21 protein-coding genes are annotated in these 25,613 nt (G+C 67.2%); 15 read left to right on the top strand and 6 right to left on the bottom strand.

Annotation, left to right across the window (positions count from 1 at the left end; all coding sequences use genetic code 11):
• Positions 1 to 4 precede the first annotated feature (4 nt).
• The 7 genes from ACZ5YA_RS10655 (at position 5) to ACZ5YA_RS10625 (ending at position 8,607) form a co-directional block, all read left to right on the top strand.
• Positions 5 to 862, top strand: coding sequence for a branched-chain amino acid ABC transporter permease (locus ACZ5YA_RS10655; protein WP_059372296.1), 858 nt, complete (start codon positions 5 to 7; stop codon positions 860 to 862).
• Positions 862 to 1,851 carry a branched-chain amino acid ABC transporter permease gene (locus ACZ5YA_RS10650; RefSeq protein ID WP_059372299.1) on the top strand — a complete coding sequence of 330 codons (990 nt, stop codon included), beginning with the start codon at positions 862 to 864 and terminating at the stop codon, positions 1,849 to 1,851. The genes ACZ5YA_RS10655 and ACZ5YA_RS10650 overlap by 1 nt, the downstream gene beginning before the upstream one ends.
• Positions 1,848 to 2,627 (top strand): ABC transporter ATP-binding protein, encoded by a 780-nt coding sequence (locus ACZ5YA_RS10645; protein WP_251882051.1) that lies wholly within the window; start codon positions 1,848 to 1,850, stop codon positions 2,625 to 2,627. Before ACZ5YA_RS10650 ends, ACZ5YA_RS10645 begins: the two co-directional genes overlap by 4 nt.
• A complete protein-coding gene (locus ACZ5YA_RS10640; RefSeq protein ID WP_464092479.1) occupies positions 2,624 to 3,322 on the top strand; it encodes an ABC transporter ATP-binding protein in 699 nt (232 codons plus the stop codon). The genes ACZ5YA_RS10645 and ACZ5YA_RS10640 overlap by 4 nt, the downstream gene beginning before the upstream one ends.
• Positions 3,323 to 3,361: 39 nt before the next feature.
• Positions 3,362 to 4,645, top strand: coding sequence for a Zn-dependent hydrolase (locus ACZ5YA_RS10635; protein WP_280016657.1), 1,284 nt, complete (start codon positions 3,362 to 3,364; stop codon positions 4,643 to 4,645).
• The gene (locus ACZ5YA_RS10630) at positions 4,642 to 6,150 is read left to right on the top strand and encodes a M81 family metallopeptidase (protein WP_464092478.1); all 1,509 of its coding nucleotides are present in this window, start codon (positions 4,642 to 4,644) and stop codon (positions 6,148 to 6,150) included. The genes ACZ5YA_RS10635 and ACZ5YA_RS10630 overlap by 4 nt, the downstream gene beginning before the upstream one ends.
• 252 nt (positions 6,151 to 6,402) lie before the next feature.
• Positions 6,403 to 8,607, top strand: coding sequence for a TonB-dependent receptor (locus tag ACZ5YA_RS10625; protein ID WP_251882059.1), 2,205 nt, complete (start codon positions 6,403 to 6,405; stop codon positions 8,605 to 8,607).
• Positions 8,608 to 8,623: 16 nt separating this feature from the next.
• Here the strand turns inward: ACZ5YA_RS10625 and ACZ5YA_RS10620 are convergent, their stop codons facing one another.
• The 3 genes from ACZ5YA_RS10620 to ACZ5YA_RS10610 form a co-directional block, all read right to left on the bottom strand.
• Entirely contained in the window at positions 8,624 to 9,223 is a 600-nt protein-coding gene (locus tag ACZ5YA_RS10620; protein ID WP_054452962.1) for a transglycosylase SLT domain-containing protein, read from the bottom strand.
• A 202-nt stretch (positions 9,224 to 9,425) separates the two neighbouring features.
• Entirely contained in the window at positions 9,426 to 12,017 is a 2,592-nt protein-coding gene (gene acnB, locus ACZ5YA_RS10615; RefSeq protein ID WP_118932535.1) for a bifunctional aconitate hydratase 2/2-methylisocitrate dehydratase, read from the bottom strand.
• A gap of 179 nt (positions 12,018 to 12,196) precedes the next feature.
• Entirely contained in the window at positions 12,197 to 13,825 is a 1,629-nt protein-coding gene (locus ACZ5YA_RS10610; RefSeq protein WP_251882061.1) for an FxLYD domain-containing protein, read from the bottom strand.
• 284 nt (positions 13,826 to 14,109) lie between these two features.
• Between ACZ5YA_RS10610 and ACZ5YA_RS10605 the strand changes: the two genes are divergently transcribed.
• The gene (locus tag ACZ5YA_RS10605; protein WP_059372315.1) at positions 14,110 to 14,874 is read left to right on the top strand and encodes a sulfite exporter TauE/SafE family protein; all 765 of its coding nucleotides are present in this window, start codon (positions 14,110 to 14,112) and stop codon (positions 14,872 to 14,874) included.
• A gap of 30 nt (positions 14,875 to 14,904) precedes the next feature.
• On the opposite strand, the gene ACZ5YA_RS10600 is transcribed toward ACZ5YA_RS10605, so the two are convergent.
• Positions 14,905 to 15,345: a CBS domain-containing protein gene (locus ACZ5YA_RS10600; protein WP_059372318.1), complete on the bottom strand. Its 441-nt coding sequence runs from the start codon at positions 15,343 to 15,345 to the stop codon at positions 14,905 to 14,907.
• Positions 15,346 to 15,426: 81 nt separating this feature from the next.
• Positions 15,427 to 16,332 carry a LysR family transcriptional regulator gene (locus ACZ5YA_RS10595; RefSeq protein ID WP_059372321.1) on the bottom strand — a complete coding sequence of 302 codons (906 nt, stop codon included), beginning with the start codon at positions 16,330 to 16,332 and terminating at the stop codon, positions 15,427 to 15,429.
• Between the two features lie 155 nt (positions 16,333 to 16,487).
• On the opposite strand from ACZ5YA_RS10595, the gene bktB reads away from it, so the two are divergent.
• Positions 16,488 to 17,669, top strand: coding sequence for a beta-ketothiolase BktB (bktB, locus tag ACZ5YA_RS10590; protein ID WP_054452951.1), 1,182 nt, complete (start codon positions 16,488 to 16,490; stop codon positions 17,667 to 17,669).
• A 63-nt stretch (positions 17,670 to 17,732) separates the two neighbouring features.
• Here the strand turns inward: bktB and ACZ5YA_RS10585 are convergent, their stop codons facing one another.
• Positions 17,733 to 18,503, bottom strand: a complete 771-nt coding sequence (locus tag ACZ5YA_RS10585; RefSeq protein ID WP_059372324.1) for an IclR family transcriptional regulator — start codon at positions 18,501 to 18,503, stop codon at positions 17,733 to 17,735.
• A 112-nt stretch (positions 18,504 to 18,615) separates the two neighbouring features.
• Between ACZ5YA_RS10585 and ACZ5YA_RS10580 the strand changes: the two genes are divergently transcribed.
• The 6 genes from ACZ5YA_RS10580 to ACZ5YA_RS10555 are packed head-to-tail and all read left to right on the top strand — an operon-like array spanning position 18,616 to position 25,537.
• Complete coding sequence (locus ACZ5YA_RS10580; RefSeq protein WP_251882067.1) at positions 18,616 to 19,419, top strand: enoyl-CoA hydratase; 804 nt, start codon at positions 18,616 to 18,618, stop codon at positions 19,417 to 19,419.
• A complete protein-coding gene (locus ACZ5YA_RS10575) occupies positions 19,416 to 21,506 on the top strand; it encodes an acetate--CoA ligase family protein (protein WP_464092477.1) in 2,091 nt (696 codons plus the stop codon). The genes ACZ5YA_RS10580 and ACZ5YA_RS10575 overlap by 4 nt, the downstream gene beginning before the upstream one ends.
• A 29-nt stretch (positions 21,507 to 21,535) precedes the next feature.
• Positions 21,536 to 22,504 (top strand): Bug family tripartite tricarboxylate transporter substrate binding protein, encoded by a 969-nt coding sequence (locus ACZ5YA_RS10570; protein ID WP_059372333.1) that lies wholly within the window; start codon positions 21,536 to 21,538, stop codon positions 22,502 to 22,504.
• 4 nt (positions 22,505 to 22,508) lie between these two features.
• On the top strand, positions 22,509 to 23,696 hold the full coding sequence (locus ACZ5YA_RS10565) for an acyl-CoA dehydrogenase family protein (protein WP_464092476.1): 1,188 nt from the start codon (positions 22,509 to 22,511) through the stop codon (positions 23,694 to 23,696).
• 5 nt (positions 23,697 to 23,701) lie between these two features.
• On the top strand, positions 23,702 to 24,733 hold the full coding sequence (locus tag ACZ5YA_RS10560; protein ID WP_118932531.1) for an acyl-CoA dehydrogenase family protein: 1,032 nt from the start codon (positions 23,702 to 23,704) through the stop codon (positions 24,731 to 24,733).
• Positions 24,734 to 24,766: 33 nt separating this feature from the next.
• The gene (locus ACZ5YA_RS10555) at positions 24,767 to 25,537 is read left to right on the top strand and encodes a class I SAM-dependent methyltransferase (protein WP_059372341.1); all 771 of its coding nucleotides are present in this window, start codon (positions 24,767 to 24,769) and stop codon (positions 25,535 to 25,537) included.
• Positions 25,538 to 25,613 lie beyond the last annotated feature (76 nt).

The following is a 25,613-nucleotide window of genomic DNA, read 5'->3' as shown; positions in this document are numbered from 1 at the left end:
ACCCATGAACGTCTATCTCCTCCAGATCATCAATGGGATCGGGGTAGGCATGCTGTACTTCCTTCTGGCAGTCGGCCTGTCCATCGTCTTCGGTCTGTTGCGCTTCGTGAACTTCGCCCACGGGGCGTTCTATCTGCTGGGCGCCTACTTCTGTTTCCAGGCCATCCAGTGGGGCCTGAATTTCTGGCTCGCGCTGGCCATCGTGCCGCTGCTGGTGGGCGCCGGCGCCTGGGTCCTGGAGAAAGCGCTGTTGCGCCACGTCTACGCGCAGGCGCATGAATTCCATATCCTGATCACCGTCGGGCTGGCGCTGGTCCTGCAGGAACTGGTCATCGTGATCTGGGGGCCGATAGGCGACAACGTCGCCGCGCCTTCGGCCCTGCAGGGCGTGGTCATGTGGGGCAGCTTCATCTATCCCAAGTACCGCTTGTTCGTGATCGGTTTCACCGCCGTCTTCTCGCTGCTGCTCTGGTACGTGCTGGAAGGCACGCGGCTGGGCAGCGCGGTGCGGGCCGGCAGCGAATCCACCGAGATGGTGTCCATGCTGGGCATCAACGTGTTCCGCATGTTCAGCCTGGTGTTCGCGCTGGGCGCGGCGACCGCCGCGCTGGCCGGGGTGCTGGCCGCGCCGATCCGCGGCGTCGAGCCGTTCATGGGCATCGAGGCTCTGGGTATCGCCTTCGTCATCGTGGTGGTGGGCGGCATGGGCAGCTTCTTCGGCGCGCTGGTCGGCGGCCTCCTGATCGGCGTGGTGCAGAGCGTGATGAGCACGCTGTGGCCGGAAGGCGCGCGGCTGATGATCTATGTGGCGATGGCGGCGGTGCTGCTGCTGCGTCCCCACGGCCTGATGGGGAGAGGATGATGACGCGCTTGAAATCTCATGCCCAATTGCTGTTGGCGCTGGCGGTGGTGCTGCTGTTGCCGCTGTGCATGCAGTCGGGCTCGCTGGCCACGGAAGTGCTGATCTACGCGTTGGCGGTGTTGGGCTGCAATCTGCTGCTGGGCTTCACCGGACTGCTGTCGTTCGGCCAGGGCATCTTCTTCGGCCTGGGCAGCTATGCCGTCGGCATCCTGTTGACGCGCACCGGCCTGCCGATGCCGCTGGCGTTGCTGGCGGCGATGGCGGTGGGCGCGCTGGGCGCGACGCTGGTGGGCTGGTTCGCGATACGCCAGCGCGGCACCTACTTCGTGATGCTGACGCTGGCCTTCGCGCAGATGTTCTATTTCCTGGCGTACAGCCTGCCTGACCTGACCGGGGGCGACAATGGCCTGCTGGACGTGCCGCGTCCGGCGCTGTCGGTGGCGGGCCTGCAGCTCATGCCGCTGGCGACGCCCTGGCAGTTCTACGCCTTCGTGGCGGTGTGCTTCCTGGCGATATTCTGGCTGCTGCTGCGCGTGACCAACTCGGTGTTCGGCCGCACGCTGCTGGCGATCCGCGACAACGAGGCGCGCGCCATGGCGGTGGGCTACAACGTGCGCCTCTTCAAGTTGTCGGCCTTCGCGATCTCGGGCGCCGTGACCGCGTTGGCGGGCGCCTTCCTGGCAATGATGACCGGCATCGCGCCGCTGTCCAGCATCGAATACCACAGTAGCGAGATGATCCTGGTCATGACGGTCATCGGCGGCACCGGCAACCTGTTCGCTTCCGTGCTGGGGGCGGCCTTCTACGTGCTGTTCGCGGACTGGCTTTCCACCTTGTGGCCGCGCTGGCTGATGCTGCTGGGCTTTCTGCTGATCGCGGTCAGCCTGTTCATGCAGAAGGGCTTGTGGGGGCTGGGAGAACGCATCTGGCTGGCGCTGCGGCGCAAGCCTGCCGGCGGCGAGCCGGCCGCCAAGGAGGGACGCGCATGAATCCGCAACATTCCGCGCCGCTGCTGCAGGCCAGGGGCATCGTCAAGCGCTTCGGCAAGTTCGTGGCCCTGCATGGGGTGGATCTGCAGGTGCGGCCGCGCACGGTGCATTCCGTCATCGGCCCGAACGGCGCCGGCAAGACCACGCTGTTCCATACGCTGACAGGCACCTTGCGCACCAGCGAGGGCAGCATCGTGTTCGACGGCCATGACGTGACGCAGGAAGCCGATTATCAACGGGTGCAGCGCGGCATCGCGCGCTCCTTCCAGGTCACCAGCCTGTTCGCCAACCTGTCAGTGCAGGAAAACCTGCGGCTGGCGGCTCAGGGCGCGCATCGCGCCGGCGCCTTCGACTGCTGGCATCCGCCCACGGGCCCGCGGGCGCAGCGTGAGGTTGTCGACGCGGCGCTGGAGCGCCTGGGCCTGTCGCGGCTGGCCCAGGTGGCGGCGGGCGCGCTGTCGCACGGCCAGCAGCGGCGCCTGGAAGTGGGCATGGCGCTGGCCGCCAGGCCGCGCGCGATCTTCCTGGACGAGCCCACCTCCGGCATGGGGGTGGACGACCTGGATGAGATGAAACGCCTGATCCGCAGCCTGCGCGACGACCACACGGTCGTACTGATCGAGCACAACATGAACATCGTGATGGACATCTCCGACACGATCACGGTGATGCAGCAGGGCCGCGTGCTGGTCGAGGGCACGCCTGCCGCGATCCGCAGCGACGAGCGGGTGCGCGCCGCGTACCTGGGCAACATGATCACGGGAGGCCGGGCATGATGCTGCATGTCGACGCCGTACACAGCTATTACGGCAAGAGCCATATCCTGCAAGGCGTGTCGCTCGAATTGCCGCAGGGCCAGGTGGTGACGCTGCTGGGGCGCAACGGCGCCGGCAAGTCGACCACGCTCAAGACCATCGCCGGCGTGATCGCGCCCAAGGGGGGCGCGGTGCGCTACGGCGGGCGCGACATCGCCGGGCTGCCGGCGCACAGGATCGCGTCCATGGGGGTCTGCCTGGTGCCCGAGCACCGCGGCATCTTCAAGCCGCTGACGGTCGAGGAAAATCTCAAGCTGGGCATGCGCCGCGATTCGCCCTGGCAGCTGGAAGACATCTACCGCATCTTTCCCCGCCTGAAGGAGCGCCGCAAGAATGGCGGCGGCCAGTTGTCCGGCGGCGAACAGCAGATGCTGGCCATCGGGCGCGCGCTGATGAACCATCCGCGCGTGCTGATGCTGGACGAGCCGGTCGAAGGCCTGGCGCCGGTGATCGTCGAGGAGATCGTGGCGCAGATCAAGTCCATCAAGCAGGCCGGCGTCACCATCCTGCTGGTGGAGCAGAACCTGGAAGTCTGCACCCAGCTGGCCGACCGCCATTTCATCATCGAGCAGGGATCCATCGTCTACGAAGGCAGCAACGCGGACTTCATGGCGGACGAAAACGTGAAGGACCGATACCTGGGCGTGGGCGTCTAGGGACCGCCCGCGCCGCGCAACCGAAGCAAGGGAAACACCATGGAAATGAACGCACTGGAGGCCGTCAGCGGCATCCGCATCGACGGCAGCCGCCTCTGGAATTCGCTGATGGAGCTGGCCCGCATCGGCGCCACCGACAAGGGCGGGGTGTGCCGGCTGGCGCTGAGCGAACTGGACCGGCAGGGCCGCGACCTGGTCTGCGCCTGGGCCCGGGAGCTGGGCTGCAGCGTGCGCGTGGACGCCATCGGCAACATCTTCATGCGCCGCCCCGGCCTGCGCGATGACTTGCCCGCCGTGATGACCGGCAGCCATATCGACACCCAGCCCACCGGCGGAAAATTCGACGGCAATTATGGGGTGCTTGCAGGCATCGAGGTCCTGCGCACGCTGCACGAGCGCGGCATCGCCACCGAAGCGCCGCTGGAAGTGGTGGTGTGGACCAATGAGGAAGGCTCGCGCTTCGTGCCCGTGATGATGGGTTCCGGCGTGTACGCCGGCGCGTTCACGCTGGAGCACGCGCTGGCCGCGCGCGACCGCGACGGCGTCAGCGTGGATGAAGCGCTGCGCGCCATCGGCTATGCCGGGCCGGAGCCGGCGCGGCCCGGCGATGTCAGCGCCTACTTCGAGGCGCACATCGAGCAGGGCCCCATCCTGGAAGACCGCGGCATCACCATTGGTTCGGTGCAGGGCGCCCTCGGGCAGCGCTGGTACGACGTCGCCATCACCGGCCAGGAGGCGCATGCCGGGCCCACGCCGATGGAACTGCGCCGCGACGCCTTGCTGACCGCGTCCAGGCTGGTGCTGGAGGTCAACCGGATTGCACTGGAGCATGCGCCGCATGGCCGCGGCACGGTGGGCTGCATCGACAGCTTCCCGAACTCGCGCAACGTGATCCCGGGCCGCGTGGCGCTTACCGTGGACCTGCGCGCCGCCGACGATGCCACGCTGGATAGCATGGCCGCGGCATTTGCGCGCGCCTGCGAGGAACTGGCCGAGCCGGGCCGCTTCCAGGTCGACAGCAAGGAGGTCGTGTACTTCCCGCCGCAGCCCTTCGAGCCCCGGCTGGTGCAAGCCATCCGCGACGGCGCGCGCACGCTGGGCCTGGATGCGCTGGACGTGATCAGCGGCGCGGGCCATGACGCCGTCTACATGGCGCGGGTGGCGCCCACCGCCATGATCTTCGTGCCGTGCAAGGACGGCATCAGCCACAACGAGATCGAGGACGCGCAGCCCGAGCATCTGGAGGCGGGCTGCAATGTGCTGCTGCACGCCATGTTGCGCTGTTGCGGGCATATCCAGTTTTCTGATGGGGGCGCGCAATGAAGGCGCTGATCGCGAGGCTGAATCACGAGACCAACACCTTCTCGCCGGTGCCGACGGCGCTATCCGCCTTCGGCAACGGCGGCCCCGCCTACGATGCGGCGGCCTATGAGGAGAACAAGGGCAAGCGCACCGCGATGTCGGCGTTCATCGACCTGGCCGAAGCGCGCGGCGCCGAGCTGGTCACGCCCGTGTCGGCCACCGCCTATCCCAGCGGCCGCGTCGACGGCCAAGCCTATGCCGAGCTATGCGACCGCATCGTGGCCGCCGCCCGGGGCTGCGACGTCATCCTGCTGGACCTGCATGGCGCCATGGCGGTGGAGACCACCGACGACGGCGAGGGCGACCTGCTCGAACGGCTGCGCGCCGCCGCGCCGGACGTGCCGGTAGCCGTGGCGCTGGACCTGCACGGCAACGTCACGCAGAAGATGATGGACAACGCCGACGTCATCGTCAGCTTCAAGACCTATCCCCACATCGACATGTACGAAACCGGCGAGCACGCCGGCAGGCTGCTGTTTGCGGGCATGGACGGCGGGTGCAAGCCGGTCATGGCATGGCGGCGTCTGCCGCTGGTGTCGCATTCCCTGCGCAGCAACACGGCCGAAGGCGCCATGCGCGCAGCCGTCGCAGCGGCGTGCCAGGCCGAGGCCGCGGGGACGCTGGGCGTATCGGTGCTGGCGGGCTTCGGTTTGGCCGACATCCCGCATCCCTGCGTCAGCGTGGTCGTGGTGGCCGACGGCGACCGCGCCGAGGCGGAGCGCGTGGCGGGCGAGATCGCCGCCCTGATCTGGGAACAGCGCGACGGCTTCTTCTACGACAGCGAGCCGCTGGCCGAGTCGCTGGCGCGCGCCAAGGTCCTGGCCGAAGGCGCAAGCAAGCCGGTGTTGCTGCTGGACCATGGCGACAACTGCATGAGCGGCGGTACCTGCGACACCCTGGACGTGCTGATGGCTGCGCTGGATGCCGGATTGGAAGGGATTCAGGCCGGGCTGTTTTGCGACCCCGAAGCCGTGGCCGAGCTGACCCGCGCCGGCGTCGGCGCCACCGTCGAGCTGCCGGTGGGCAACAAGCGCGCCATCGGCGAGATCGGCCGGGCGGCGCAGCCCGTCACGCTGCGCGGCACCGTGCGCGCGCTCAGCAATGGCGAGTACGTGATCACCGGTCCCACCTATACCGGGCAACTGGCCTGCATGGGCCGCAGCGCGGTGCTGGACATAGGCGCTGCGCAACTGGTGCTGACCGAACAGACCCACGAACCCTGGGATCTGGGCGTGTTCCAGAGCCTGGGACTGGATCCGTCCCGCGCCCGTTACGTGCTGGTGAAGTCGCGCATGTACTGCCGCCCGGTGTTCGTGCCGATCTCCCAGGCGCTGGTCGAATGCGACAGCCCTGGCGTGACCAGCTCAGACTGGTCGCTGTTCGAATTCCGCAGGCGCGCGCGGCCGCTGTATCCGCTGGAACCCATGGCGGCGGCGGACTACGATCCTCGCGCGGGCGGCCGATAAACCCACCGGAAAGAGGAGGGCGCCGCACGCTGCAGCTGTGGCGCCCGGGCAACGGACATTCTCAAACAAAAAGTAACATAAATGAGAATGATTCCGTTTGACGTAGAATGGGGCGCTCAGTAATTCCAGTCCCCTTTGGTGCAGCCGGCCCGGCAAGGCCCCGGCCTTCCGGCACATTCCAGACGCATCCGTAATTCTTAGTGCGCGCGTGACCCCATCGGGATTTTGATCTCTGCCTGCGAACTTCCCGACATGAAAATCCGAACTCTTGCCTGCATGGCCGCCGCGCTGCCGTGCTATCTCCCCGTTGTCCAAGCCCAATCCGCGTCCGATCAGGCCGGCTCCGTCGTTTCCATGGACGCCATCAAGGTCGAGGCCAGCGCCGATGCCTCGGCCGGCGGCCTGGCCGAGCCCTTCGCCGGCGGACAGGTTGCGCGCGGCGGCCGCATCGGCCTGTTCGGCACCCAAGACATCATGGACACGCCGTTCAGCATCACCAGCTATACCAATGAACTGATCCAGGACCGGCAGGCCCGCAGCGTGGGCGACGTGCTGCAGAACGACCCGGGCGTGCGCGTGGCGCGCGGTTTCGGCAACTTCCAGGAATCGTACTTCATCCGCGGCTTCATCCTGGGTTCGGACGACGTGGCCTATAACGGCCTCTACAGCCTGCTGCCGCGCCAGTACATCGCCACCGAACTGTTCGAGCGCGTGGAAGTCCTGCGTGGAGCCTCCACCTTCCTGACGGGCGCGGCTCCCGGCGGCGGCGGCATCGGCGGGGTGATCAACCTGGTACCCAAGCGCGCGCCGAACGAACCGTTGACCCGCGTCACCACCGGGGTGTCCAGCGGCGGGCAGTTCCAGTTGTCCACCGACATCGCCCGCCGCTTTGGCCCCGGCGATAGCACCGGCATCCGCTTGAACGCCGCGCAGCGCAGCGGCGACACCGGCATCGACGATGAACATTCGCGCACCAGCCTGGTATCGCTGGGCCTGGATTGGCGTTCGGCCGATACGCGCTTGTCTGCCGACATCGGCTGGCAGGAGAACAAGCTCAAGCGCGCGCGGCCCAACGTGACGCTGGGCGCCGGCGTCACCAAGGTGCCGGACGCGCCCGACGCCAGCTCCAACTATGCGCAGCCCTGGTCGTACTCGAACGAGCGCGATGTTTTCGGTACCGTGCGCGGCGAACATGATTTCAGCGACAAGCTGACCGCCTATGCGGCCTTTGGCATGCGCCGCAGCGACGAAGCAAATTCGCTGGGCAACGTCACGCTGACCAACGGCAGCACGGGCGCGGGCACCTTCTACCGCTTTGACAATACCCGCGAAGACAGCGTGAACACGGGCGAACTGGGCCTGCGCGGCAAACTGCGCACGGGGCCGGTAGGCCATGAGTTCGTCGTGTCGGCATCCTTCTTCGACCTGAAGAAGAAAAATGCCTATGTGATGGACTGGCAGAACACGTATCCCACCAACATCTACAACCCGATTTCGTATGACAAGCCGCCATTCAGCGCCACCGCGCTGCGCGGCAATGACCTGGACGATCCGGCGCTGCAAGGCCGCACCCGCCTGAGCAGCTACGCCATCGGCGACACGTTGTCGTTCCTGGACGACAAGGTGCTGCTCACGGCCGGCATCCGCCATCAGCGGCTGTCGCAACGCGACTACGCGTACAACACCGGCAAGGAAAGCGGCGCGTACGACGCCAGCCACAACTCGCCCGCCGCGGGTCTGGTCGTCAAGGTCGCGCCCAGCGTTTCGCTGTATGCGAACTACATCGAGGCGCTGGTCGCGGGGCCGACCGCTCCGGCCAATGCCGGCGGCAAGCCGGTGCCCAACGCCGGCCAGAGCCTGCCGCCGTTTGTCTCCAAGCAGAAGGAAATCGGCGCGAAGTACGAGGGAGATGGCATGGGGGCAGGATTGGCCTTGTTCTCCACCGACAAGCCGCGCGCCATGTATAACGCCAGCAACGAGCTGACGACCTCGGGCAAGGACCGCCACCAGGGCGTCGAACTCACGATGTACGGCGAACCCATCAAGAGCGTGCGCCTCTTGGGCGGCCTGACCTGGCTGGATGCCACGCAGCGCTCCACCGGCAACCCTTCCATCGACGGCAACCGCGTGATCGGCGTGCCGCGCTTCCAGGCCAACATGGGCGTGGAATGGGACATTCCCGGCGTGCCGGGCCTGGCGGTGGACGGCCGCGTGGTCTATACCGGCGCGTCCTACGCGGACGACGCCAACACGCTCAAGGTGCCGGGCTGGACCCGCTTCGATGCGGGCCTGCGCTACATGATGGACGTGGACGGCCACGTCGTGACGCTGCGCGCCCGCGTGGACAACATCGCCAACCGCAACTACTGGTCGTCGGTGGGCGGATATCCCGGCAACGGCTATCTGGTGCTGGGCGGACCGCGTACCTTCTCGCTCAGCGCGAGCATGGACTTCTGAGTTCAGGCGGCGGCGTTCACCAGAACCAGCCGCCGCGCGTGAGATCGCTCTCGCAGCTCTTGTACTGCGCGGCGAACTTCTGGGCCCGCGCCTGCACCTTCTGCGATACGGTCTTGAGCCAGGCCTTGCGGTCATAGCTGCGGTTGCGGTAGCCGGTCCAGCCCTCGTGGTAGTTCAGGTATTGGCCATAGGCGTCGGACTTGGACACGCCGTTGATGCGCTGGGTCTTGTTCATGTACCAGCCCATGAAATCCAGCGCGTCGGCGAAGTCGTCGCGGCTGGAACCCCAGCCTCCCGCATCTTTCTTGTAATCGTCCCAGGTCTCGTCCTTGACCTGGGCGTAGCCGTAGGCGGAACTGACGCGGCCCCAGGGGATGAAGCCCAGGAAGTAGTAGCGCGGCGGCACCGCGTCATGCTTGAAGGACGATTCCTGGTACATCATGGCCATGGGCACCGGCACGGGCGCGCCCCATTTCTTCTGCACCTTCAAGGCGGCATCGTGCCAGTCCGGCTTTTCGCGAAAGATGGCGCAGATGTTCTCGGGATTCGAGGGCGGCGCGGTGGCGCAGCCGGCGAGCGCCAGCAATAGCAGCGGCGGCAGCAAAAGCCGGGTCATTGGCGGTCTTCCTCCGGAGATCGGGGCAGGGGTGGGGGGCGGATGTCACAAGTTACCGCGATTGTATGAAAACGTATCGCAGAAAAAGTTCCGTCCCTGAAATTTTCAGACCTGTGCCGCATGCGCCAGACAAAGAAAAACGGCCCCGGATTGCTCCGGGGCCGTCTTGCAGGCGATGCAGCCAGGCTGCTGCGCCCGATGCTTAGACTTCGATGACGTCAGCCACGTCCTTGTAGTCCGCGATCTTGTCGAAGTTCAGGTACTGGTAGATCTGGTCGCCGCTCTTGTTGATGACGCCCATGTCGGCCATGTACTCGTCCTTGGTCGGGATGCGGCCCAGCTTCGAGCAGATGGCGGCCAGTTCGGCCGAACCCAGGTACACGTTGGTGTTCTTGCCCAGGCGGTTGGGGAAGTTGCGGGTGCTGGTCGACATGACGGTCGCGCCTTCGCGCACCTGCGCCTGGTTGCCCATGCACAGCGAGCAGCCCGGCATTTCCGTACGGGCGCCGGCGGTGCCGAACACGCCGTAGTGGCCTTCCTCGGTCAGCTGGGTGGCGTCCATCTTGGTCGGGGGAGCGACCCACAGCTTGACCGGGATGTCGCGCTTGCCTTCCAGCAGCTTGGAGGCTGCGCGGAAGTGGCCGATGTTGGTCATGCAGCTGCCGATGAACACTTCGTCGATCTTGGCGCCGGCGACTTCCGACAGCGTCTTCACGTCGTCGGGGTCGTTCGGGCAGGCCACGATGGGTTCGTGCACGTCGGCCAGGTCGATCTCGATCACGGCGGCGTATTCGGCGTCGGCGTCCGGCTCCAGCAGCTTGGGGTCGGCCAGCCAGGCTTCCATGGCCTTGATGCGGCGGCCCAGCGTGCGCTCGTCTTCGTAGCCGTTGGCGATCATCCACTTCAGCATCACGATGTTGCTGTTGATGTACTCGATGATCGGTTCCTTGTTCAGGCGCACCGAGCAGCCGGCGGCCGAACGTTCGGCGGAAGCGTCCGACAGTTCAAAGGCTTGTTCGACCTTCAGGTCGGGCAGGCCTTCGATTTCCAGAATGCGGCCGGAGAAGATGTTCTTCTTGCCTTGCTTGGCCACCGTCAGCAGGCCTTGCTTGATGGCGTACAGCGGAATCGCGTTGACCAGGTCGCGCAGGGTCACGCCGGGTTGCAGCTTGCCCTTGAAGCGGACCAGCACCGATTCCGGCATGTCCAGCGGCATCACGCCGGTGGCGGCGGCAAAGGCGACCAGGCCCGAGCCGGCCGGGAACGAGATGCCGATGGGGAAGCGGGTGTGCGAGTCGCCGCCGGTGCCGACGGTGTCGGGCAGCAGCATGCGGTTCAGCCAGGAGTGGATCACGCCGTCGCCCGGACGCAGCGACACGCCGCCGCGGGTGCTGATGAATTCAGGCAGCGTGTGGTGCGTCTTGACGTCCACGGGCTTGGGGTAGGCGGCGGTGTGGCAGAACGACTGCATCACCAGGTCGGCCGAGAAGCCCAGGCAGGCCAGGTCCTTCAGCTCGTCGCGGGTCATGGGGCCGGTGGTGTCCTGGCTGCCGACCGAGGTCATCTTCGGTTCGCAGTAGGTGCCCGGGCGGATGCCCTTGCCTTCGGCCAGGCCGCAGGCGCGGCCGACCATCTTCTGGGCCAGCGTGTAACCCTTGCCGGTGTCGGCCGGGTCCTTGGGCAGGCGGAACAGCGTCGAGGCCGGCAGGCCCAGCGCTTCGCGCGCCTTGGCGGTCAGGCCGCGGCCGATGATCAGCGGAATGCGGCCGCCGGCGCGCACTTCGTCGAACAGCACGTCGGACTTCACTTCGAATTCGGCGATGACTTCGCCGTTCTTCAATGCCTTGCCTTCATAGGGGCGCAGTTCGACCACGTCGCCCATTTCCATCTTGGAAACGTCGAGTTCGATCGGCAGGGCGCCGGCGTCTTCCATGGTGTTGTAGAAGATCGGGGCGATCTTGTTGCCCAGGCACACGCCGCCGAAACGCTTGTTCGGCACGAAGGGGATGTCTTCGCCGGTGAACCACAGCACCGAGTTGGTGGCCGACTTGCGCGACGAACCCGTGCCGACCACGTCGCCGACGTAGGCGACCAGGTGGCCCTTTTCCTTCAGGGATTCGATGAACTTGACCGGGCCGCGCTTGCCGTCTTCTTCCGGTTCGAACGCGGCGCCGTCGCGCTTGTTCTTCAGCATCGCCAGGGCGTGCATCGGGATGTCGGGGCGGGTGGTGGCGTCCGGAGCCGGCGACAGGTCGTCGGTGTTGGTTTCGCCAGGCACCTTGAAGACGGTGATGGTCAGGCTTTGCGGCAGTTCCGGACGGCTGGTGAACCATTCGGCGTCGGCCCAGCTCTGCATCACGGACTTGGCGTTGGCGTTGCCCTTGTCCGCCTTTTCCTTCACGTCGTGGAAGGCGTCGAACATCAGCAGGGTCTTCTTCAGCGCATCGGCGGCGATGGTGCCGATTTCAGCGTCGTCCAGCAGGTCGACCAGCGGGCCAATGTTGTAGCCGCCCAGCATCGTGCCGAGCAGTTCAGTCGCCTTGGCGCGGCTGATCAGCGCACAAGCTTCCTTGCCCAGGGCCACGGCGGCCAGGTACGAAGCCTTGACCTTGGCGGCGTCGTCCACGCCGGCCGGCACGCGGTGGGTCAGCAGGTCGACCAGGTTCTGCTCTTCGCCAGCGGGCGGGTTCTTGAGCAGTTCGATCAGTTCAGCGGTTTGTTTGGCCGTAAGGGGCAGCGGGGGGATCCCCAGAGCCGCGCGTTCGGCAACGTGTTGGCGGTAATTATCCAGCATGTGAGGCCTGCTCAAAGTCGGGTTGGAAGAAGGGTTGTTCGCCGAATTGTAGAGGGAACAGGGGGACGCAAGCAAATGTCTTATATCTTATATAAGACTTGGGTCCATAGCTGTTGCTTAAGGGCGACGGGCCGGTGCGCCCGGGGCGGCGCCGGCCGGGAGCGTTCCGTCAGAGCGGCCTAGCGCGGCCCGGCGTCGTACACCACGCCCACCCGCGCGAAATTGCCGCCGTACTGCTTGACGTCGACCTGGAACGGCGCGCTTTCCTCCGGCTTGAGCCGGGGCAGCCGCAATTCCTGGAAAACCGCGCCGGTCAGCTTGTCCTGGGCGTCGTACAGGCTGATCCAGACCTTGACGTTCTCGACCTCGGCCTGGCTGTCGTTGCGCACGCGGCCGTGCACGGTCACGTACTTGTAGCGGAAGCGGTAGCTGAAGTTCAGGGTGCCGGTGCCGACCTGGGCCTCGGTGTTCTCGACCGTGATCGCCAGCTTGGGGCGGGGGCCGGGCAGCGCGGCGCGCTTGGCGGGCAGCCAGTCGGTCTTGACCTCGGTGTAGCGGTCGACGCGGCCGGTCAGTGCCACCGGCACGCGTTCGCCGGGGTACAGGCGCGCCGGCAGGCTCCAGGCCTGGCGCAGGTCCAGCCGGTTGGAACCATCGAACACCGCGATGTTGGCCTTGGGCGACAGGGCGACGAACTGGTCGCTGGTGTTGACCAGTTCGGCATACAGGACCGGACGCTCGATCTCGTCGAGCAGGCGGCGCGGCGCGGACAGCTTGAGCGCGCTGGCGTCGAACAGGGCGAAGTCCGGATCCAGCAGCTCCTCGGTGGTCAGGCGCACGTGTTCGATGATTCGAGCGTCGGCCGGGCTGACGCGCACGATGCGGCTGGGGAGCGCTTCCTCCTTGGACGCGCCTGGCGAGGTGGCGTGGCTTTCGCTTTGCACCATGTAATCGTAGGAGGCGACCCGGCCCTCGGCCAGCATCTCGCAGCGCACGTCGAAGGAGGTCAGCGCGTTTGGTGCCAGCGGGCTGGCGGCGCCGTAGCCATTGCCGGTGCCGATCAGCTTGCCATCCTCGCCGTACAGCATCACCGTGATCTGGCTGCTGTTGGCGGCGGTGGCGCCGTTGTTCTTCAAGAGACCGACCAGGCGATATGTGCCGTCGTTGCGCACCAGCTGTATCTTGCTGGCGGCCACGTCGTTGTTCTTGTCCCGCGCCAGCGTCGGCTGCGAGACCTGCAGCGTATAGCGGCTATAGGCCTGGCTGGGGGTGGAGATGATGACGGGCGTGTACTCGCCCGGCTGCAGCGAACGCGCCGGCGCCGAGCCGGAGTTCGACGGCAGCGACAGGTCGCCCTGGAAGAATGAGGCCGTGACGCGCGGCACGTCGATCTTCTTGCCGGTCTCGTTGCGCATGATCATGACCAGCTGCGTGCGGTCGCGGACCCGGATCTCCTGCACGTCCGTCAGCTTGACCAGCGACGCGTCGATGGGAGGCGGCGCCGGCGGCTGCCGCGTGATGGTCGGCTTGGAACCGAGCATGGAGGCAACCAGCGGGACCACGAACACGGCGGCGACGGCGACCGCGATCGCCGCGATGGCGCGCGGACCGAGCTGCGGCTTGGGAGCCGGCTGCTGCATCCCGCGCAGGATCTTCTCCAGCCGCTGGGCGACGTTGTCTTCGACCAGCGTGACCGCATGGCAATGGCTGCAGCGGTATTCGTTGGTGTCCAGCTTGGTGAATTGGGCGCTGCCGCAGGTCGAGCAGGTCAGCGTCACCGTGTTGATCGTGGTCTGTTTGGGCGTCATTCTCGCAGCCGTGCGCGCCGTATCCAGACGGCGCGGCGGACGGCGCGGCGGGAGCAAGGCGCAAGGGATTTACAGGGCGGCAAGGATAGCGGCAGGGCGCGCCAGTCATGGTGCACGAGCGCATCCAGTTGTGACAAAGTGTGTGGCCGAGCGTCCCGGTGCTATGATCGCCGGCGGAAAAAACCGATCCGAAACCCCTAACGCTGTTCCCCGTCGATCCGCTCCCGCGCCGCGCAACGCGCCGCCCCGGGCAGAGCCGAGGCAGGTCAGGCTCTCCCATTAGCATGAGCATTTCCCAATATTTGCTGTTTCTCGCCTGCGTGGCGCTCGCCACCTATGCGCAGACCATGACGGGCTTCGCCTTCGGGCTGGTGCTGTTGGGCCTGTCGGGCGTGTTCCAGCTGGCTTCCGTATCCGAAGTGGCCAACGTGGTCAGCGTGCTGTCGCTGGTGAACGCGGCCGTGACGCTGGCGCGCGCCAAGCCGCAGGTGAACTGGTCGCTGATGCGGCCCGCGATGGCCAGCAGCCTGGTCGGCGTGGGGGCGGGGGTGGCCGCGCTGGCCTGGATCAGCGGCTCCATGGGCGTGCTGCTGCAATTGCTGTTGGGCTGCACCATCCTGGGCTGCGCGGTGCTGCTGATCGCCCGCGCGCAGCCGCTGTCGCATGTGTCCTCGCGCGGTTCGTTCGTGTTCTTCGGCGCGATTTCGGGCGTGCTCGGCGGACTGTTTTCCAGCGCGGGGCCGCCCATGGTCTATCACCTGTACCGCCAGCCCCTGCCGCTGGCCGCCATCCGCAACAGCCTGCTGATTCTGTTTTCGCTCAATGCGATCGTGCGCCTGGCGCTCGTGACCGGGCAGGGGGCCTTCATGGCCTCGTCGTTCTGGTTGAGCCTGCTGGCCTTGCCGATTGTGATCGGCGTCACCTGGGTGGCGCGCCGTTACAGCACGGCCGGCTCGATGAAGACCGTCAAGCGCATGGTGTTCGTGCTGTTGCTGGCGGCCGGCATGGGCTTGATCGTGCCGGCCTTCAAGGCGCTCGCGGCGGGCTAGCCGCGAGTCCGTCGCATGGACCGCGCGGCGTCAGCCGCGTTCGCCGGTGATGTAGCGTTCGAGCTCGTGGATGATGAACTTCTGTTCGCTCATCACGTCCTTGACCAGGTCGCCGATGGAAAGCAGGCCGACCAGCTTGCCGTCCTCGATGACAGGCAGATGACGGAAGTGGCGCTCCGTCATCATTGCCATGCAGTGTTCGCGCGTGTCCGCGCGGCTGACGTAATAGACGGAATCGGTCATGATGTCGCGCACTTTCGTGGTGCGCGAGGAGCGGTCCTGCAGCACGATCTTGCGGGCGTAGTCGCGCTCGGTCAGCATGCCCAGCACCGCGTCGCCCTGGACCACCACCACGGCGCCGATGCTGCGTTCCGCCATGATTTTGACGGCTTCGAAAACCGACGCGTCGGGCGAAACCGTCACGACGGAATGATTGGCTTTTTCCCTGAGTATCTCAGCAACTGTCTTCACGATGCGCTCCCGGATCGCTGGTGAGGATAAAACCCATGCTCCATCCTAAGCCTGGCGGCCGTGTTGCCGCAAGCGGCGCGCTTATTTCGCGTTCTTGTCTCGGAACGCCTGGCTGGCCATTTCGCGCAGGTTGCGCGTGGCGCTGCGTTCGGTCGCGGGGTTCCATGCCATCGAAATGCCGATCGTTGCATCCGCGGGAAAATCGGCCAGCGTCTTGTAGACGACGTTGGTGCCGGGCAGGCGCCGCCCGCCCGCGGGCACCAGGGCCACGCCCAGGCCGCTTTCCACCAGGCTGAGCAGCGTCTGTACCTGCACCGCTTCCTGCGTGATGCGGGGCGTGAAGCCGCGCAGCTGGCAGGCGTTGATGGCGGCCATGCGCAGGCCGGCAGCCTCGGTGGCGGTGTACATGATGAAGGCTTCGTCGGCCAGGTCCGCCAGGCGGATGCGGCCGCGCCGCGCCAGCGGATGCGTCTTGGGCACGGCCAGCGCGAAGTTCTCGGTCGTCAGCGGCGCGAGCCGCACGTTCGATCCCATCGCCACCGGCACGCGCACGATGCCGATCTCCAGCGTGTCTTCTTCGAGTTCCTGCATGATGCGTATGGAAGTGGCTTCGCGCAGCACCACGGTGACGCCGGGATAGCGTTGCCGGTACTGCGGCAGAATGCGCGGCAGCACGCCGTGCGTGGCCGACCCCACGAAACCGATGCGCACGGTGCCGCCTTCGCCCGCGGCGCCTGCGCGCGCCGCCTGCCGGAACTGCTCGGCGTGGAACAGGGCGCGGCGCGCCTCGTCCAGCGCGGCCAGGCCCGCCTCGGTGAGTTTCACGCCCTGGCGGCCGCGCAGGAACAGCGGCACGCCCACCATCTCTTCGAGCTTGCGTATCGAGACGGACAGGGGCGGCTGCGACATGTGCAGTTTTTCGGCCGCGCGGTGGAAATTCAGCGTTTCGGCCAGGACCAGGAACTGCTGCAGATGACGGAAATCCATGGGGGCGCTCCGGATGGCGTTGGGCATGGATGATATGAAGTTCGTATCAATGGGGGTATTGGTGCTATCCCTTCGGTATCGGGCGTTCAGGCCGCGCATGCCCCGGGCACAAGACGGCGGCGGTATGATGGAACGCATTACAAGGAGGAAACACCATGAATGAAGTCATCGTCGCTTCCGCAGTCCGTACCGCCATCGGCGATTTCGGGGGCGCGCTGAAAGACGTGCCGCCCTGCGACCTGGGCGCCACCGTCATCAAGGCCGCGCTGGAACGCGCCGCCGTCAAGGGCGACGAGGTCGGCCACGTCGCCGTGGGCCACGTCATCAACACCGAGCCGCGCGACATGTACCTGTCGCGCGTGGCGGCCATGAACGCCGGCATCGCCAAGGAAACCCCCGCTTTCAACGTCAACCGCCTTTGCGGTTCGGGCCTGCAGGCCATCGTGTCCGCCGCGCAGACCATCATGCTGGGTGACGCCGAAATCGCCATCGGCGCAGGCGCTGAAAGCATGAGCCGCGCACCCTACATCGCGCCGGCGCAGCGCTGGGGCGCGCGCATGGGCGACAGCGTCATGCTGGACATGATGACCGGCGCGCTGTCGGATCCGTTCGGCCGCATGCACATGGGCGTCACCGCCGAGAACGTGGCGGCCAAGTTCGGCATCAGCCGCCAGGACCAGGACGCCGTGGCGGCGGAATCGCATCGCCGCGCCGCGGCCGCCATCGACGCGGGCTACTTCCGCGACCAGATCGTGCCGGTGGTGATGAAGTCGCGCAAGGGCGAAGTGGTGTTCGACACTGACGAACACGTGCGCCGCGACGTCACGGCAGAAAACCTCGCCGGCTTGAAGCCGGTGTTCCAGAAGGAAAACGGCACGGTCACGGCGGGCAACGCCTCGGGCCTGAACGACGGCGCGGGCGCCGTGGTGCTGATGAACGCCTCGGTCGCGGCCAAGCGCGGCGTCAAGCCGCTGGCGCGCCTGGTGGCCTACGCCCACGCGGGCGTGGACCCCAACATCATGGGCATCGGTCCGGTGCCGGCCACGCAGGCCGCGCTCAAGCGCGCCGGCCTGACGGTGGACCAGCTGGACGTGATCGAAGCCAACGAAGCGTTCGCGGCGCAAGCCTGCGCCGTGTCGCGCGAGCTGAAGCTGGATCCGGCCAAGGTGAACCCCAATGGCAGCGGCATCGGCCTGGGCCACCCCATCGGCGCCACCGGCGCGATCATCACCGTCAAGGCGCTGCACGAACTGCAGCGCGTGGGCGGGCGCTATGCGCTGGTCACCATGTGCATCGGCGGCGGCCAGGGCATTGCCGCCATCTTCGAACGGATCTGAAGCGGCAGGGGGCGCCTTGGGGCGCCCAGTCGCTAGTCAGCCCCCTCGCTGCGCGAGGGGGCTTTATTTTTCCAGGTAATCCTGGGCCCACGCCTGGCACTCGGCGCGCAGCAGCGCGCCCATCTGCGCCCGCCGCGGCGCGTCCAGCCGGCTGCTGATCGCGCCGAAGCTGAATGCCACCCAGGTCAGTTCCGACACCCGGAATGCCACGCCCACGCCCGACACGCCGGGCGTGATGGTGTCCACGATTTCCGAATAGCCCGCTGCGCGCGCCTGCCTGACCGATTTCATCAAGCCGGCGCTGGATGCGCCGATCTGCGCGTAGGCGGCGGAGTGCCGCGCGTACAGCGCGGCGATTTCCTCGTCGGACAGGGCGGCCATCAGCGCCAGGCCGCCCGCGCCCACGCCCAAAAGACGCCGCTCCCCCTGGTCGATGGTGAATACCTTGACGGGGAATGAGCCAGCCTCGCGCAGCAGGCACAGGGCGTAGTCGCCCTGGCGTATCACCAGGAATACCGTGTCGCCCGACAGGCGCGCGAGCTTTTGCGCGAACGGACGCAACGCGTCCAGGAGCGGCGTGCGCCGCAGCGCCGCGAATCCCAATTGCATGGAATCCACGCCCAGGCGGTAGCGCCGGGTCTTGGCGTCGCGCTCGGCGAATTGTTCTTCCAGCAGGCAGCTGAGCAGGCGGTGCGCGGTGGAGCGTTCCAGCCCGGCCTCGGCCATGACGCCCTGCAGGTCTATGCCGTCTTCCTGGTGCTGCGCCAGTACGCGCAGCAGGCCCAGGGCGCGCCGCATGCTCTGGGTACCGCCTGTAGAACCGCTGTTGTTCATAATATGGGAAATAGTGATCGAATATTTTGTATTTTAGGATTCAAGGTGCGTTAATTCAATCCAGTCGACCGCGCCGCCTCTCAAGGCGCGGCAGAACAAGGATGAGGAGACCATGGAATACGCCACCCTGGCCGTCGAGCGGCACGACTCGGTATGCCGCATCAGCCTGGCGCGCGAATCCGCGCGCAATGCCCAAAGCCAGCAAATGCTGGACGAGCTGGATGACGCGTTGACGCGCGCCGAACAGGACGGCTCGGTGCGGGTCGTGGTGCTGGCCGGCCGCGGCGCGCACTTTTCCGCGGGCCATGACCTGAAGGAAGCCCAGGCCAAGCGCGCCGATTTCACGGTGGAGGAGCGCTGGGATTACGAGTCTCGCCGCTACTACGGTTATTGCATGCGCATCTGGGACTTTCCCAAGCCGACGGTGGCGCAAGTGCAGGGCGCCTGCGTGGCGGGCGGTTTCATGATTGCGAACATGTGCGATCTGGTGGTGTGTTCCGACACGGCGTACTTTTCCGATCCCGTCGGTCACACGTTGGCGGCCGCCGCCACCGAGGTCTTGATCCATCCCTGGGTCATGGGGCTGCGCAAGGCGAAGGAAATGCTCTACACCGGCGAAAAGGTGGATGCGCAGGAAGCGCTGCGCATCGGCATGGTGAACCGCGTGGTGCCCGAGTCCGAGCTGGACGCCGCGACCCTGGCGCTGGCGCAGCGCATCGCCCAGGCGCCGCCTTTCGGCCTGCGCCTTATCAAGCGCTCGTTGAACCGTACCGCGGACGCGCAGGGTTTCCGCACCGCCTTGTCGGCGCATTTCGATACGCACCAGCTGTCGCACATGAGCGAAGAGTTCCAGGCCGTGCGCGACCGCGGCTTGGCCCAGGCCATCCAGCGCAACAAGAAGGGTGAAGCCGCATGACCCTCTCTCTGGCCCCTTTGCTCAACCCGCGCTCCATCGCGATGATCGGCGCCAGCGCCGACGCCGGACGCATCGGCGGCATGCCGCTGGACCTGCTGACGCGCTTCGGCTACGCGGGCGGCATCTATCCCGTGAATCCCAAGTACCAGGAAGTGTTCGGCCGCCGCTGCTGGCCCGACATCGAGTCCCTGCCCGAGCCCGTGGACCTCGCGGTGCTGGCCATCGCGGCGGCGGACGTCACGCCCATGCTGCGCCGTTGCCACGCAAAGGGCGTGCGCGCCGCCATCGTCTACGCGGCGGGATTTGCCGAAGCGGGCGGCGAGGGCGCGCGCCTGCAGGACGAGCTGGAGGCATTCGTGGCGGAAAGCGGCATGGCCGTGGCCGGTCCGAATTGCATGGGCTTCGCCAATCTGAACACGCAGGCCTACACGGCGTTCGCCTCGGTCTTCAAGACCGCGCCGGCGCAGACGGGGCCGGGCAAGGTCAGCCTGCTGACGCAGAGCGGCAACGTGTGCGCGGCGGTGTACGCGATCGCGCGCCGGCTGGACCTGCCGTTCTCGCATTTCATCAATACCGGCAACGAAGCCTGCCTGGATTTCTCGCAGTACCTGGAATACCTGGCGGCGGATCCGCAGACGGAAATCGTGCTGGGCTATATCGAGCAGCTGCGCGACGGCGACCGCTTCAAGCGCGCCTGCCGCGAGCTGGAGCGCCAGGGCAAGCTGCTGATTGCGCTGAAGGCCGGCACCACGGACAAGGGCGCGCAGGCGGTGCAGTCGCATACCTCGGCGCTGGCCGGGGACCGGCGCGTGTACGGGGCGGCCTTCCGCCAATTGAATGTGATCGAGGCCACCGATTTCGCGCAGATGGCGCATCTGGCCAGCCTGGCCACGCTGCGCCACCGCACGGCGGGCAAGCGCGTCGCGGTGCTGACCATGTCGGGCGCGCTGGGTGCGATCCTGGCGGACAAGTTCATCGGCGCGGGGCTGGACCTGCCCGATCTGCCGCCGGAACTGCAGGCGGTGCTGCGCGGCGGGATTCCCGACTACGGCATGGTCGGCAATCCGGTGGACGTGACCGGCAACGTGGTCAACGATCCCGCGTTCGTGCACACCGTGCTGGAAGCGCTGGCCACCACCGATGCGATCGACGCCGTCGTCGTCTATGCGCCCGGCTACATGCTGGACCGCATGGCCGACGCGCTGACGGACGTGTCGCGCCGGCACCAGCGCCTGTTCGTCGCCATCGACACCGGCCTGGCCCAGAGCCGCGCAGCCTTGCGCGATGCCGAGGTGGCCGTGTTCGAGGACTTGGGTCTCGCGGTCGCGGCCCTGGCGCCTTACCTGCTGTGGTGCGAGGCGCGCGGCGTCAAGCGCATCGCGGCGGCGCCGCAACTGGACGCGCCAGCGGTGCCGGCCTTGCCCTGCAATGAAGCGGATGCGCGCGGATACGTGGCTGCTTTCGGACTGCCGCAAGCGCGGGTCAACGTGGCCGCGAACGCGGATGACGCCGTGGCGCAGGCGCGGGCGGCCGGATATCCGGTGGCCTTGAAGGTACTGAGCGCCGACATTGCGCACAAGACCGAGGCGGGAGGCGTGGCGCTGAACCTGTCCGACGACGACGCGGTGCGCCGCGCGTACGGCGAGGTGACGCGGGCGGCGGCCGCGGCGCAGCCGGGCGCGCGCATCGACGGCGTGATGGTGCAGAAGATGGAACGCGGCGTGGCCGAGATCATCGTCGGCGCCACGCGCGATCCCGTCTTCGGCCCGGTGCTGACCGTGGGGCTGGGCGGCGTGCTGACCGAGCTGTACCAGGACACCAGCCACCGCCTGTTGCCGGTGGACGAGGATATTGCGCTGCAAATGCTGCGGGAACTCAAGGCCTACGCGTTGTTGGACGGTTATCGCGGCAAGCCCCGGGCCGATGTGGCGGCCGCGTGCCGCAGCATCGTGGCCGTGGGCAATGCCTTGCTTGCCGCGCCCGCGCATGTGGCGGAAATCGAAGTCAATCCATTGCTGATCAAAGAGGCGGGACAGGGCGTTGCAGTACTGGACGCGCTGATCCTGCCCGCAACCCGTAGCGCCTAGCGCGCAATCCATCCCAGGAGGAGACAAGCATGATGAAGAGACTATTGGCCGGCGTCGCGCTGGCTTGCATCGGCGTCACGGGTCCGGCCATGGCCCAGGACAGCTATCCCAACCGCCCAATACGCATCGTGGTGCCGTTCTCGCCAGGCGGCGCGACCGACATCATGAGCCGCCTGCTGGCGGAAAAGCTCAGCGGCAAGCTGGGCCAGCCGGTAATCGTGGAAAACAAGCCGGGCGGCGGCACCATGATCGCGTCCGACTACGTCTCGCGCGCCGAGCCCGACGGCTATACCTTGCTGATGGCGGCGTCGTCGCTGGGCATCGCGCCCAGCATCTACGCCAAGGTGAACTACGACCCGATCAAGGACTTCGCGCCCATCAGCCAGGTGGCCTCGGTGGTGCACGTGCTGGAAGTCCATCCCTCGGTGCCGGCCAAGAACGTGGGCGAGCTGATCGCCTACCTGAAGGCGAATCCGGGCAAGGTCAGCTACGGCTCGGTCGGAACGGGCAGTTCGACCCACCTGGAGGCCGAACTCTTCAACAGCATGGCGGGCGTGCAGATGACGCATATCCCATACAAGGGCAGCGCGCCGGCGCTCAACGATCTGGTGGCGGGCCGCCTGCAGGTCATGTTCGACGCCTGGGCCTCGTCCGGGCCCTTTGTGAAGGACGGCAAGCTGCGCGTGCTGGCCGTGACCACCGCCCAGCCCTCGGCCTCGGTGCCGGACCTGCCGACCGTCGCGGCTTCGGGCCTGCCGGGCTATTCGGCCATGCCCTGGCTGGGCCTGGTGGCGCCGGCGCGCACGCCGCAGCCGGTGGTGGACAAGATCTACAGCAACCTGGCGCAGATCCTGCAACAGCCCGACGTCAAGGCGCAGTTCACGGGCCTGGGGCTGGACATCATCGGCAGCGACCCCAAGACCTTCGCCGCTTTCATCCGCCAGGACGTGACCACCTGGGCCAAGGTCGCGCGCGATTCGAACATCCGCCTGGAGTAATGGCATGACGCAGTTGGAAAACGCCGCGCGGGAAGACGAGGCGTTCCGCCTGGACCTGCGCGGCTGGCTGGCAGCGGCCTACGCCGGTTTCGTCAAGGACTGGCCGGGCGGGGCCGAGCCGCGCAGCCTCGATTTCCGGCGGGCATGGGAAGACACCCTGTGCGCCAACGGCTGGTCCGGTTTGGGCTGGCCCAAGGAGCACGGGGGGCGCGCCCTGCCGCTGTCGCGGCAGGCGGTGTTCCACGAAGAGCACGCGCGCTGCGGCGCGCCGCTGGGCGTGAACCTGATCGGGCACGGCATCCTGGCGCCGACCCTGCTGCATTTCGGCACCGAGGCGCAGAAGCGCCGCTTTCTGCCCGGCATCCTGTCGAACCGCGAGGTCTGGTGCCAGGGTTATTCGGAACCGGGCGCAGGTTCCGACCTGGCGGCGGTGCGTACGCGGGCGGAGGCTGCGCCGGGCGGCTATCGCTTGAACGGCCACAAGATCTGGACCTCGTTCGCCGACCGTGCGCAGTGGTGCTTCGTGCTGGCGCGCACCGATGCGCAGGCGCCCAAGCACAAGGGACTGAGCTTCCTGCTGGTCGACATGCGCAGCGCGGGCGTGCGGGTCGAGCCCATCCGGCAGATCACGGGCGAGGCCGAATTCTGCGAGGTGTTCTTCGAGGATGTGTTCGTGCCTGAAGACTGCCTCTTGGGCGCGCCGAACCAGGGCTGGAAGATCGCCATGGCCGCGGCCAGCTTCGAGCGCGGCACCTACTTCATCCCGCGGCTGGTGCGCTTCGCGCAGGAACTGCGCCAGGTGCGCGAACTGGCGTTGCGCGCCGATGCCTACGGCCATGTGCCGGCGTCTTCGGCCGCGGTGCGCCATCAGTGGGCGCGGCTTGCGGCCGACAGCCACGTGCTGGCGCTGAAGTCGCAGCGCGCGCTGGCGGGCGCGATGCGCGGCGATCCGCCGGGGCCGGAGGGGTCGTCCACCAAGATCCATTGGAGCGAGGCGCATCAGCGGCTGCTGGAACTGTCGCTGCAACTGCTGGGCGAGGATGCCTGCCTGGCGGACGACGCGAGCGACGCGCATGCCGCCGAACTGACGCACGCCTACCTGTGGTCGCGCGCCGAAACCATATTGGCCGGCACCTCCGAAATCCAGCGCAATATCATTGCCGAGCAGATGCTCGGCCTGCCCAAGGCTTGAACCTCATGGATCTGCATCCGACCGAAGACCAGCGCATGCTGGATGACGCGGCCCGGCGTTTTCTGGCCGACCGCCATCCGCCGGCCGCGGCCCGCGCCGCGGCCGGCAAACCCTATGAAGCGCGTCTGGCGCAATGGCGCGAAATCGCCGCCCAGGGCTGGCCGGCGCTGTTGGCGCCGGCCGGGCAGGACGGGCTGGGGCTGGGCATGCGCGAAGCCTGGATCGTGGCCGAAGCCGCCGGGCGGCACCTGTTGAGCCTGCCGCTGGCGGCCAACATGGCGGTACTGCCGACCCTGTGCGCGGCGGGGCCGGCCGCGCAATGGGCCTTCCCCGTAATGACGGGCGACACCTACTTTGCCGACGCCGCCGTCCGCCCCGATGGATCGGTCTTCATCGAAGGCGCGGGTGAGGGCGTGCGCGCCCTGGCCGTGCGGCGCTTGAACGCCACCGCCCTGCGCCTGGAGGCGCTGGCGCCCGCGTCCGGCGAGGCGCGGTTGGATCCCACCATGCCGGTGGCGCGCGTGGCCCGCCCGCAAGTGCTGGACAGCGTCGATCTGGAGGTCGAGGCGGGAACCTGGGAGCGGCTGCGCACCCGCCTGCGCCTGTTGCGTTCGGCCGAACTGCTGGGCGCGGCCTCGGCCGCGCTGGACATGGCGGCGGCCCATGCGCGCGAACGCCGCCAATTCGACCGTGCCATCGGTGCCAACCAGGCGATCAAGCATCGGCTGGCGGAAGACTGGATGGCCTTGGACGACGCCAGGCTGGCGGGAGTGGCGGCGGTTGCGGCGCATGACGCGGGCGCCGCCTCGGCGGAACGCGACAGCCTGTTCGCGCCATTGCTTGCGGTGGAGGCGGGCAGGCGCGCGGCGCAGAACGCCATCCAGGTCCATGGCGCGTTGGGCGTCACCTGGGAGTGCGACGCGCACCTCTACCTGAAGCGGGTGCTGCGTCTGGCGGCCAGCCTGCAAGCCGAAACGTCCCGGGCGGAACTGCTGGAACGCATCTGGGAGAGCGGGGACGGCCGGCTGGCCGCCTGACGCATAGGCGGCGTCCGACCTACAATCGCCGCCATGCACAAATCGAACTTTCCTTCCGAGCTGGACCAGCCGACCCTGTCCGAGGTGGACGGCGTCCGCTATCTGCACTTCAACACCGTCTGGGTCCAGGGCGCCATGCGCATCAAGAACCCGTCGGAGCTGGTGCTTGAATACACCGCCCAGATGATGGCCTGGCTGCTGTTCCTGGAGCCGCCCAAGGACGAAGCCATCGGCATGCTCGGGCTGGGCGCCGGCTCGCTGGCGCGTTATTGCGTGAAGCACACGCGCAGCCCCTTGCTGGCGGTGGAATGGAATCCGCGCGTGACGGCGGCCTGCCATATGTTCTTCCGCCTGCCCGGCGCGAATCGTCTCGAAGTCGAACACGCCGACGCCGGCGCCTGGGTGGCCGATCCGCTCAACGCGGGGCGCTGCCCGGTGTTGATGGTGGACTTGTACGACGCCATGGCCGAGGGACCGGTGCGCGACAGCGTCAAGTTTTACCGCGACTGCCGCCGCGTGCTGGGCGAGGTCGGCGTGCTGGCCGTGAACCTGTTCGGCCGCCACGAGAGCTTCGGCAAGAACATCGACAACCTGTCCAAGGCCTTCGACGACCGCATCGTGCTGCTGCCCGAGGTCGAGGCGGGCAACCAGATCGTGCTGGCGTTCTCCGGCCCGCGCCTGGAAGTCACTCCCGCCGAGTTGCTGGCGCGGGCCGAGGTGGTGGAGGCCAAATACGGCTTGCCGGCGCGCCGCTGGGCCCGTTCGCTGACCCGCCACGCGGTCGACGGGGTGCTGCACTTCTGACGTCCCTCTCAATTTTTCCGGGGACAGATCGAGGGGCCTCCGCACGGCGGGGGCCTTTTTTCTCTTAGGGTAGCCA

Source organism: Achromobacter sp. JCM 18799 (assembly GCF_055395645.1).
The sequence above is the reverse complement of the archived record's forward strand: the minus strand, read 5'-3'. Positions and strand labels throughout refer to the sequence as shown.

Bases quoted from the DNA above. Each gene is read 5' to 3' on its own strand.
- ACZ5YA_RS10575 (WP_464092477.1), top strand. From the start codon at position 19,416: ATGACCCTCTCTCTGGCCCCTTTGCTCAACCCGCGCTCCATCGCGATG.
- ACZ5YA_RS10620 (WP_054452962.1), bottom strand. From the start codon at position 9,223: ATGACCCGGCTTTTGCTGCCGCCGCTGCTATTGCTGGCGCTCGCCGGC.
- ACZ5YA_RS10580 (WP_251882067.1), top strand. From the start codon at position 18,616: ATGGAATACGCCACCCTGGCCGTCGAGCGGCACGACTCGGTATGCCGC.
- ACZ5YA_RS10625 (WP_251882059.1), top strand. From the start codon at position 6,403: ATGAAAATCCGAACTCTTGCCTGCATGGCCGCCGCGCTGCCGTGCTAT.
- ACZ5YA_RS10585 (WP_059372324.1), bottom strand. From the start codon at position 18,503: ATGAACAACAGCGGTTCTACAGGCGGTACCCAGAGCATGCGGCGCGCC.
- ACZ5YA_RS10595 (WP_059372321.1), bottom strand. From the start codon at position 16,332: ATGGATTTCCGTCATCTGCAGCAGTTCCTGGTCCTGGCCGAAACGCTG.
- ACZ5YA_RS10565 (WP_464092476.1), top strand. From the start codon at position 22,509: ATGACGCAGTTGGAAAACGCCGCGCGGGAAGACGAGGCGTTCCGCCTG.
- ACZ5YA_RS10655 (WP_059372296.1), top strand. From the start codon at position 5: ATGAACGTCTATCTCCTCCAGATCATCAATGGGATCGGGGTAGGCATG.
- acnB (WP_118932535.1), bottom strand. From the start codon at position 12,017: ATGCTGGATAATTACCGCCAACACGTTGCCGAACGCGCGGCTCTGGGG.
- ACZ5YA_RS10610 (WP_251882061.1), bottom strand. From the start codon at position 13,825: ATGACGCCCAAACAGACCACGATCAACACGGTGACGCTGACCTGCTCG.
- ACZ5YA_RS10555 (WP_059372341.1), top strand. From the start codon at position 24,767: ATGCACAAATCGAACTTTCCTTCCGAGCTGGACCAGCCGACCCTGTCC.
- ACZ5YA_RS10645 (WP_251882051.1), top strand. From the start codon at position 1,848: ATGAATCCGCAACATTCCGCGCCGCTGCTGCAGGCCAGGGGCATCGTC.
- ACZ5YA_RS10560 (WP_118932531.1), top strand. From the start codon at position 23,702: ATGGATCTGCATCCGACCGAAGACCAGCGCATGCTGGATGACGCGGCC.
- ACZ5YA_RS10635 (WP_280016657.1), top strand. From the start codon at position 3,362: ATGGAAATGAACGCACTGGAGGCCGTCAGCGGCATCCGCATCGACGGC.
- ACZ5YA_RS10650 (WP_059372299.1), top strand. From the start codon at position 862: ATGACGCGCTTGAAATCTCATGCCCAATTGCTGTTGGCGCTGGCGGTG.
- ACZ5YA_RS10640 (WP_464092479.1), top strand. From the start codon at position 2,624: ATGATGCTGCATGTCGACGCCGTACACAGCTATTACGGCAAGAGCCAT.
- ACZ5YA_RS10570 (WP_059372333.1), top strand. From the start codon at position 21,536: ATGATGAAGAGACTATTGGCCGGCGTCGCGCTGGCTTGCATCGGCGTC.
- ACZ5YA_RS10630 (WP_464092478.1), top strand. From the start codon at position 4,642: ATGAAGGCGCTGATCGCGAGGCTGAATCACGAGACCAACACCTTCTCG.
- ACZ5YA_RS10605 (WP_059372315.1), top strand. From the start codon at position 14,110: ATGAGCATTTCCCAATATTTGCTGTTTCTCGCCTGCGTGGCGCTCGCC.
- bktB (WP_054452951.1), top strand. From the start codon at position 16,488: ATGAATGAAGTCATCGTCGCTTCCGCAGTCCGTACCGCCATCGGCGAT.